Annotated in this window: 5 protein-coding genes; 1 reads left to right on the top strand and 4 read right to left on the bottom strand. The window is 72.0% G+C overall.

The window, feature by feature from the left end; translation table 11 throughout:
- Positions 1-353 (bottom strand): site-specific integrase (locus JM949_RS33565; protein WP_203152059.1); only part of this gene is annotated, 353 nt, incomplete at its 3' end.
- A 38-nt stretch (positions 354-391) separates the two neighbouring features.
- On the bottom strand, positions 392-1507 hold the full coding sequence (gene ald / locus JM949_RS33560; RefSeq protein WP_203152058.1) for an alanine dehydrogenase: 1116 nt from the start codon (positions 1505-1507) through the stop codon (positions 392-394).
- 293 nt (positions 1508-1800) lie between these two features.
- On the opposite strand from ald, the gene JM949_RS33555 reads away from it, so the two are divergent.
- On the top strand, positions 1801-2076 hold the full coding sequence (locus JM949_RS33555; RefSeq protein WP_203152057.1) for a TM2 domain-containing protein: 276 nt from the start codon (positions 1801-1803) through the stop codon (positions 2074-2076).
- 84 nt (positions 2077-2160) lie between these two features.
- Here JM949_RS33555 and JM949_RS33550 read toward each other — a convergent pair whose 3' ends face one another.
- Positions 2161-2766 carry an NUDIX domain-containing protein gene (locus JM949_RS33550; RefSeq protein WP_203152056.1) on the bottom strand — a complete coding sequence of 202 codons (606 nt, stop codon included), beginning with the start codon at positions 2764-2766 and terminating at the stop codon, positions 2161-2163.
- A gap of 34 nt (positions 2767-2800) precedes the next feature.
- Positions 2801-4552: a CTP synthase gene (locus tag JM949_RS33545; protein WP_203152055.1), complete on the bottom strand. Its 1752-nt coding sequence runs from the start codon at positions 4550-4552 to the stop codon at positions 2801-2803.
- Between the last annotated feature and the right edge of the window lie 268 nt (positions 4553-4820).

The raw sequence follows: 4820 nt of genomic DNA, 5'->3' as shown, positions 1-4820 counted from the left end.
CGGGGCGGGGTGGGCGGGCGGACGTCGCGGCTGGGGTCGGCGCCGGTCAGGCCTTCGCGCACGGCGAAGCGGTGCAGGCCGCGGACCGCGCTGGCCGCCCGCGCGGCGGAGGAGACAGCGAGGGGCGGGTGCTCGTCGTCACCCGCGCGCAGTCGCGCGAGGTGCGCCTCGACCAGGCTGGCGCCGACCGATGCCAGGTCGGCGACGCCGGCGTCGACAAGGGTGGCGAGATACCGCTCCAGATCCCGACGGTACGAGGCGAGCGTGTTCGCGGAGAGGCCACGCTCGACGGTCAGGTGGTCGAGGTAGCCGCGCACGGCACGGCGCAGCGCCGGCGTGGGCGCGGTGCCCACGCCGGCGGGGTCCGTGCCGCCGCTCAGCCCGCCACCGCTCAGGCCAGCGCGTCGGCCAGCGGGAGCACGTCCATGCCGTGCGCCTCGGCGACCGGTCCGTAGGTGACCCGGCCGTCGTGGGTGTTCAGGCCCAGCGCCAGCGCCGGGTCGCTGCGCAGCGCCTCGCGCCAGCCCTGGTTGGCCAGCTCCAGGGCGTACGGCAGGGTGACGTTGGTCAGCGCGTAGGTGCTGGTGTTCGGCACCGCGCCGGGCATGTTCGCGACGCAGTAGAAGATCGACTCGTGCACCTTGTAGACCGGGTCGGCGTGCGTGGTGGGGCGCGAGTCCTCGAAGCAGCCGCCCTGGTCGATGGCGATGTCGACGAGCACGCTGCCCGGCTTCATCCGGGAGACCAGCTCGTTGGAGATCAGCTTCGGGGCCTTCGCGCCGGGCACCAGCACCGCGCCGATGACCAGGTCGGCGTCGACGACGGCCCGCTCGACCTCGTACGCGTTGGACGCGATGGTCTGCAGGTGGCCCCGGTAGATCGCGTCGGCCTGCCGCAGCCGGGCGACGTTCTTGTCCAGCAGCAGCACCTCGGACTGCAGACCCAGCGCGATCGCGGCGGCGTTCAGGCCGGAGACGCCCGCGCCGATGACCACGGTCTTGGCCGCGTACACGCCGGAGACGCCGCCGGGCAGCACACCGCGTCCGCCGCCGGTCCGCATCATGTAGAAGGCGCCCACCTGCGGGGCGAGCCGGCCGGCCACCTCGGACATCGGGGCGAGCAGCGGCAGCGACCGGTCGGGCAGCTCGACGGTCTCGTAGGCGATGCCGGTGACCTTGCGGTCGATCAGCGCGTCGGTGCACTCCTTGGAGGCGGCCAGGTGCAGGTAGGTGAAGAGCACCTGCCCCTCGCGCATCCGGTGGTACTCCTCGGCGACCGGCTCCTTGACCTTGAGCACCAGCTCGGCGGTCTCCCACACCTCGTCGGCGGTGGCGAGGATCTTCGCGCCGGCGGCGGCGAACTCGTCGTCGGTGATGCTGGAGCCGACCCCGGCGCCGGCCTCGACGAAGACCTGGTGACCGGAGCGGGTGAACTCGTTGACACCCGCGGGCGTGATCGCCACGCGGTACTCGTGGTTCTTGACCTCGCGTGGGATTCCGACCTTCACGATGCAGACACCTCTCTTCGGGGCTGCTCTCCCCCGACTGCTCGGTGCCGCAATGGCCCCTTCGCCACCGCGGTCCACCGGTCCCGCCGGCGGCAGTCTAGGCGCGCCCGGCACCGCCGTGAGCCAGCACAGTGGCATCCGGTGCCCGGGTGTCCTGACGAAGTGTCAGGCGTAGCGCAGGGTTCGGTCGTGCGACGTCACCTCAGCCGACAGGACAGTGTTCGGCCCCTATCGTCCCATCTGCCGGACGGCGGTGCGGACAGCGCGTGAGTCGATCACTAGTGTGTCCGCCCATGACCACTCCTCCTTACCAGCCCGGGTACCCCCAGCCGGGGTACCCGCAGGGCGTTTCCGACAAGAGCAAGATCGTCGCGGGCATCCTCGGCATCCTGCTGGGCACCTTCGGTGCCGGTCGGTTCTATACCGGACACACCAAGATCGCCGTTCTCCAGCTCGTCGTGAGCCTGGTGACCTGCGGTGTCGGCGCCCTGTGGGGCGTCATCGACGGCATCCTCATCCTGGTCAACGGCGGCACGGACGTGCACGGCCGGCCGCTGCGCGACTCCTGAACCAGCCCGACGAAAAGGGGCCCCGCGGCTGACCGCGGGGCCCCTCCTCGCGTACCGACCCACCGGCTGGACCGGCGGCGGCGCTCAGCGCGGCAGCGGCGCGTCCGCCCGGCGCAGCGCCGCGAAACCGGTGTCCCGGGCGCTGGCCGTGGCCAGCAGCCCGGCCACCGCGGACGCGTTGGTGATCTCCCCGGCCAGGACCATGGCGACCGCCTCGTCCAGGTCGATCCGGACGACCTGAAGGTCGGCCTCCTCGTCGCGGCGCTCGTGGCGCTCGGCGGCCGGCACGTCGGCGAGGTCCCGGGCCAGGAACACCCGGACGATCTCGTTGGTGAAACCCGGCGAGCTGTGCAGGTCGACGAGCACGTCCACCCGCCCGGCGGTGAGGTCGGCCTCCTCGGCCAACTCGCGCAGCGCCGCCGCCGGCAACTCCTCGCCGGAGACGTCCATCAGGCCGGCTGGCAGCTCCCACAGGTGCCGGCCGACCGGGTGCCGGTACTGCCGGATCAACACCACCTGGCCGGCGTCGTCGAGCGCCACCACGGCCACCGCCCCGACGTGCCGGACCAGGTCACGCAGCCCGGTCCCGCCGCCCGGCATGGTCACCTCCTCGGTGACCACGTCGAAGATCCGCCCCCGGTACCGCTCCTCGCGGGAGCGCACCTCGTAGCGGTGCCCCAGCTCGCTCACGCCGGCACCACGCCGCGCCCGACGGTCCGTCCGCTCATGAGGCCGACGCCGCCTTGGTCGCGGCGCCGTTGCGGGCGGCCCTGCGCGTCGTCGGGGCCTCCGTCGCCGCGTCCAGGTCGACCGGCAGCTGGTCGGCCTGCGAGTACGCCACCGCCGCCTTGACGAACGAGGCGAACAGCGGGTGCGGGCGGGTGGGGCGGCTCTTCAACTCCGGGTGCGCCTGGGTGGCCACGAAGAACGGGTGCAGGCTCCGGTCCAGCTCGATGAACTCGACCAGCCGGCCGTCCGGCGAGGTGCCGGAGATGTGCAGGCCCGCCTTGGTCAGCGCGTCCCGGTAGGCGTTGTTCACCTCGTAGCGGTGCCGGTGCCGCTCGCTGATCTCGGTGCTGCCGTACGCCTCGGCGACGATCGAGCCCTCGGTCAGCGTCGCCGGGTACGCCCCGAGCCGCATGGTGCCGCCCAGGTCGCCCCGGCCGGCCACGATGTCCTGCTGGTCGGCCATCGTGGCGATGACCGGGTGCGTGGTCTGCTCGTCGAACTCCAACGAGTTGGCGCCGTCCAGGCCGGCCAGGTGCCGGGCCACCTCGATGGTCATGCACTGCAGGCCGAGACAGAGGCCGAGCAGCGGGATGCCGTTCTCCCGGGCGTGCCGGACGGTGCCGATCTTGCCCTCGATGCCGCGTACGCCGAACCCGCCGGGGATCAGGATGCCGTCCACGCCGGCCAACGCCGCGGCGGCCCCGGCGGGGGTGACGCACTCGTCGCTGGGCACCCAACGCAGCTGCACCCGGGCCCGGTGCCCGAAGCCCGCCGCCCGGATCGCCTCACTCACCGACAGGTACGCGTCGGGCAGGTCCACGTACTTGCCGACCACCGCCACGGTGACCGTGTGCCGGGGCCGGTGCACCCGCTCCAGCAGGTCGTCCCAGCTGGTCCAGTCCACGTCCCGGAAGGAGAGCCCGAGCCGGCGCACCACGTAGGCGTCCAGCCCCTCGCGGTGCAGCACCTTCGGGATGTCGTAGATGCTCGGGGCGTCCGGCGCGGCGACGACCGCCTCGGCGTCCACGTCGCAGTAGAGCGACAGCTTCTCCTTGAGCTTCACCGGGATCTCCCGGTCGCAGCGCAGCACGATGGCGTCCGGCTGGATACCGATGTTGCGCAGCTGCGCCACCGAGTGCTGGGTCGGCTTGGTCTTCAGCTCACCCGACGGCGCCAGGTACGGCACCAGCGAGACGTGCAGGTAGAAGCAGTTGTCTCGACCCAGGTCGTGGCGGACCTGGCGGATCGCCTCCAGGAACGGCAGCGACTCGATGTCGCCGACAGTGCCGCCGACCTCGGTGATCACCACGTCGGGCAGCTGGCCGTCCTCGTCCGGGTCGGCCATCGCCAGGATCCGAGACTTGATCTCGTTGGTGATGTGCGGAATGACCTGGACGGTGTCGCCCAGGTATTCCCCCCGACGCTCCTTGGCGATCACGTCGGAGTAGATCTGGCCGGTGGTGACGTTCGCCTTGCCGGACAGCGCCCGGTCGAGGAAGCGTTCGTAGTGCCCGACGTCGAGGTCGGTCTCGGCGCCGTCCTCGGTGACGAAGACCTCACCGTGCTGGAACGGGTTCATCGTCCCCGGGTCGACGTTCAGGTAGGGGTCGAGCTTCTGCATCACCACGCGCAGCCCGCGCGCGGTCAGCAGGTTGCCGAGGCTGGAGGCGGTGAGGCCCTTACCCAGCGAGGAGGCGACGCCCCCGGTGACGAAAATGTGCCTGGTCGTCCGTGCTGATGGGGCCAAGGCCTGCTCCCGTGTCGTCTGTCGCGGTCATGCAGACCGCCGTGCTTGATCAGCTCAGTGATCACGCGATCCACGGGATTCGACGGTAACACCTCCCGGGCGGGTACCCGCAGGCCGCACCCCGGCTGTGACACCTGCGGGCCATCCGGACGAAGCCCGGCGCTCAGGACGCGGCAACCTCCGTCGATGACCGGGAGACTTGCCGGGGCGCCACCGGCGCCGTCGGCGCGGCGTCCGGCGTCGGCCGCTCGCGGCCGGCTCGGCCGGG

Source organism: Micromonospora tarensis (assembly GCF_016803395.1).
Classification (GTDB): domain Bacteria; phylum Actinomycetota; class Actinomycetes; order Mycobacteriales; family Micromonosporaceae; genus Micromonospora; species Micromonospora tarensis.
Note: the sequence above shows the minus strand (reverse complement) of the source record. Positions and strands in the feature narration are given on the sequence as shown.